The sequence below is a fragment of the Vibrio sp. 1069 genome (assembly GCF_033340555.1).
In genome coordinates, this window is record NZ_JAWOWP010000045.1 from 1 (window position 1) to 3,866 (window position 3,866).

Here is a 3,866-nt window from a genome sequence, read left to right on the forward strand (position 1 = left end):
GTACCCCAGTTGCCATCTTGAACGTCGGTTTGCGGTTGGAAGACCGCTTCACCTGCATCAGGGTCATCCACGTTTAGGTTGCCACCTGTGGTAAGCGTTACGTCTTCTCTTACTGCCCCCACATCGTCACCATCAATTAACGCCGAGGAGTTACTACTATCTATTTCAGTAGAACGATGCACGTCAGGTAAAACATTGGTATCGCTCTGCTCACTGTCTAAACCTGAAGTTTCAAAAAACGTACTTGCCAGAAGTTCAGCCCCTGAACGTTCAATTGTTCCGGAATTGGTTAAGCTAGAACTTAATTGCTCACCTGCAGCAGTAGCGTATTCTTCTCCTAATTCTGTAGGGTCATCACCTTGCGCAACGGCTTTAATGATTTCCTCAACTTCAGGAGATATATCTGAATTTGTATCACTGCGCTCTAATGAGGCATGCGCAGGTAGAGAATCACCATTCAACGTCTCCACGACAATCTCACCCGGAAGTAGGTTCTCCTTAGATTCAACTACTCTAATATGACCATCTTTACCGATTACAACATACTTATCCGTCGTTGAATTTGACTTTCCAACCAAAGTTATTACCCCATTTAACAGATGAAATAACCCCTACCCTTGACTAAATCAGGCAATGAGAATTATTTCAGGCAGTGATATATTTAGTTAATAGTTTATCATTATTTGCTCAATGTACAACATGCACTTGTTCCCACAATAAGTTTCATGTTTTAAAGTGGTTTTATTTTGCCCCAGAAAGTCATATGCTATGCGGCTTATTTTTAGGGACTTTGTTCCAGCGATTACATTTTTTAAAATGATGGCTTAAATTAACCAAGCCAGATTTGATACAAACGTTTTCTTTAATATATCCGGTTCTTAAAGTTTCATTATTGAGACAATAAATTAAAGATAATTAGCGTTGCGAATTATTTGGGGAGACTTCTTTTGAAGCTTAGTAGTATTAGTGTTGTTTGTTTTGGTTTGTTAATACCTCTTCATTCCAGTGCACAAACATTAGAGCAAGCCGTAGCGGTTACATTTGCAACCAACCCAGAGATCAAAAGTGCGTTCAATGAATATATGAGTAAACGCTACATCATTGATCAATCCACTGGTGCATACAAACCGACCATCGATTTAGACGCAGGTATCGGTTATGAGGGCATAGATCCAGCGAACTCCGCAGATAGAACCGACATGACCCGTAAAGAAGCTGCAATTACATTTAGCCAGTTGATTTGGGATGGTTCTAAAACTCTTTACGATATCGATCGCACATCAGCAGACGCTGAATCGGTACGTTATCAATTGCTTGCTGATGCTCAAAATATTGCCCTACAAGTTGCTAAAGCGTATCTGGATGTAATTAAGGCACAGCAGTTCATTACTCTTTCAGAAAGCAACTTAAATACGCACGAGCGTATTTATACTGACATCAAAAAACGCACAGAATCAGGAATAGGCTCAGTCGCCGACTTGACTCAAGTTGAAGGTCGCCTAGCAAAAGCTCACAGCAATTTACTAGCTGCACAAAATAACTACAAAGATGCGCAAACCACATTTATTCGATTAGTGGGTGAAAACCCTCAGGATCTAATCTTTCCACGCGCAGACCAAAACTTTATTCCCGACTCCTTGGATGAGGCCAAAAATCAAGCTTTTGAAAACCACCCAGTGATAAAGATAGCTTTAGCAGATGTCGACTCTGCAAGATACCAGTACCAGCAAGCAGATGCGAACCACTATCCAGTAGTTTCCGTTGAAGCAGCACAAAACTGGCGTGATGATGCAGGAGGTATTGAAGGTAACAGTTCTGAAACCACTGCTATGCTTCGCGTCCGCTATAACCTATATAATGGCGGCAGAGATTCAGCAAACACTGATAGTATGGCCTACCAGCTCAACAAAGCGAAAGACCTACGTGAACGTGCCTACCGAAGTGTTGAGCAAGAGCTTAGTCTCTCATGGAGTGCTTTAGAATTGACTGGCAAACAAAAAACCTTTCTAAGCCAACATGTTGATTCAATGTCAGAAACCGTTGTTGCTTATCAAAAGCAGTACCGCATTGGTAAACGTACATTGCTTGATTTGCTCAATACTGAAAATGAGCTATTTGAATCCCGCAAAAACTACCTCGAAACGCAGTTCGATCAACAATACGCTAAATACCGAACTCTAACTTCTACAGGAAAACTTCTTGATGCATTGCGCGTCGATATTCCGCAAGAATGGACTCAGCCAGTAGAGTACTAAACACAATGAAAAACAATACCTTAATATTTCTAGCTCTATCAACAATGAGCCTAAATAGTGCATTTGCGACTGATAAGTTCGATTACATCCCTACTCCGGAGCACATTCAAGTCGCTGACCTTCATGACGTAGATAACGATGGCGTAATCAATGCTCGTGATCTATGTGCGAATACCCCAGTTGGTGCCGAAGTAGATAATGATGGCTGCGAAACCTACCTAAACAAAGAAGAACAGTATCAACTTAAGATTTTGTTTGCTAATGATTCAGACAGCATTAATCCAGTATTCCAACGTAAGATTACTGAATTAGCAGCATTCCTTAAGAAGTACCCTACGACTTCTATCGAAATACAGGGTTACGCAAGTAAAGTTGGTACCGCAGCTTACAACCTTGAGCTATCACGCCGCCGAGCAAGTAACGTACGCAACCTATTAATTAAGCAAGGTATTTCAGAGGACAGGTTAACTATTGTTGGCTTTGGTGATACCCATTTAGCTAAATTGGGGACAGATGATGTCAGCCACGCTTTAAACCGTCGTGTAACCGCTACCGTCATTGGCCATAAAGGCATGGTTAAAGATGAGTGGACGATATTTACTACCTTTCCCAAGGTAAACTAACACCCCTGCCTCTGGCCAGTTTTCATCAATGGCTAGAGGCATCTTCTATAGGGGCTTGATGAAACAGATATCAGTACATTTTACTGACTTAAACTAAAGCTAATCACCACCATTCATTTAGAGAATTGAGCTCCGTACGAAATTAAGAACCATCTAATTAATATAGTTGTAACTTACTTTAGAAAATATTATTAACTTATTTAATTATAAAAAATAAAAGCTGTCATATAAAAATAGTAGTAACATATTTAATTATAAAAAATAAAAGCTGTCAGATAAAAATAGTAGTAACATATTTCACTTAAACAAGTGATTGCACTTTTTCGAACGAGTTACAGTGAGAAGTCTTAGCTAATCCAAAACTAGTGGTTGGTTATTTTACATACTAAAGTCGAGTGTCGCATTCCTATCTATTTACAAACTATGGCGCTGCAAAATGACCGAAACATGCCTTCGCAGATTGAGTCAGTTATTAAATCATTATAATCATTCGCAATTGCATCAAGTAAGCTTAGATGAGTTAGAAACCGTATTCGCAACCTCTCGGCGTAATACTTCCAATGTTATAAAAATGCTACATGACTATGGTTGGATAAGCTGGACACCAGGTCGTGGCCGTGGAAAAGCTAGTACTCTCAAAGTTATGATTTCTATGCACCAAGCCCTGTATAGGCAAGCGTTCACCGAGGTATCTTGACTTACCAGATCTGAAGAAACATATGCAGTTTATAGATCAAAAACGTTTGGGTACGGTCTCTTCGTCACAACAGCCGTGATGATTTCACTCAACACTGACATTGCCGATAAGTCACGCTTTTTGCAGGTTTCGATGAGGGTATGTATCCTACTTCGGAATTTATCACCTGCATCCGAGATCGTTCCGAAGCTAATTTTCCTTTGAATGACAAAACGGCTTTGTTGCGTAATTCGATGGAACTAAATCAGGAAGTTACGATCTGATCGGTTACATCAGTTAATCATCGTAGCC

3 protein-coding genes and 2 pseudogenes are annotated in these 3,866 nt (G+C 40.2%); 3 read left to right on the forward strand and 2 right to left on the reverse strand.

Going from position 1 to position 3,866, the window contains the following annotated elements:
* A pseudogene (locus R7040_RS24230) lies at positions 1–578 on the reverse strand (rTX toxin); the annotation flags it as partial.
* Positions 579–947: 369 nt separating this feature from the next.
* Between R7040_RS24230 and R7040_RS24235 the strand changes: the two are divergent.
* From R7040_RS24235 to R7040_RS24245, 3 genes are all read left to right on the forward strand, one after another.
* Entirely contained in the window at positions 948–2,255 is a 1,308-nt protein-coding gene (locus R7040_RS24235) for a TolC family outer membrane protein (RefSeq protein ID WP_318097237.1), read from the forward strand.
* Between the two features lie 5 nt (positions 2,256–2,260).
* Positions 2,261–2,878, forward strand: coding sequence for an OmpA family protein (locus tag R7040_RS24240; protein ID WP_025576707.1), 618 nt, complete (start codon positions 2,261–2,263; stop codon positions 2,876–2,878).
* Between the two features lie 436 nt (positions 2,879–3,314).
* Entirely contained in the window at positions 3,315–3,575 is a 261-nt protein-coding gene (locus R7040_RS24245) for an SgrR family transcriptional regulator (RefSeq protein ID WP_236716968.1), read from the forward strand.
* Positions 3,576–3,604: 29 nt separating this feature from the next.
* On the opposite strand, the pseudogene R7040_RS24250 reads toward R7040_RS24245, so the two are convergent.
* Positions 3,605–3,784, reverse strand: a pseudogene (locus tag R7040_RS24250) (IS66 family transposase); the annotation flags it as partial.
* Positions 3,785–3,866: the final 82 nt, after the last annotated feature.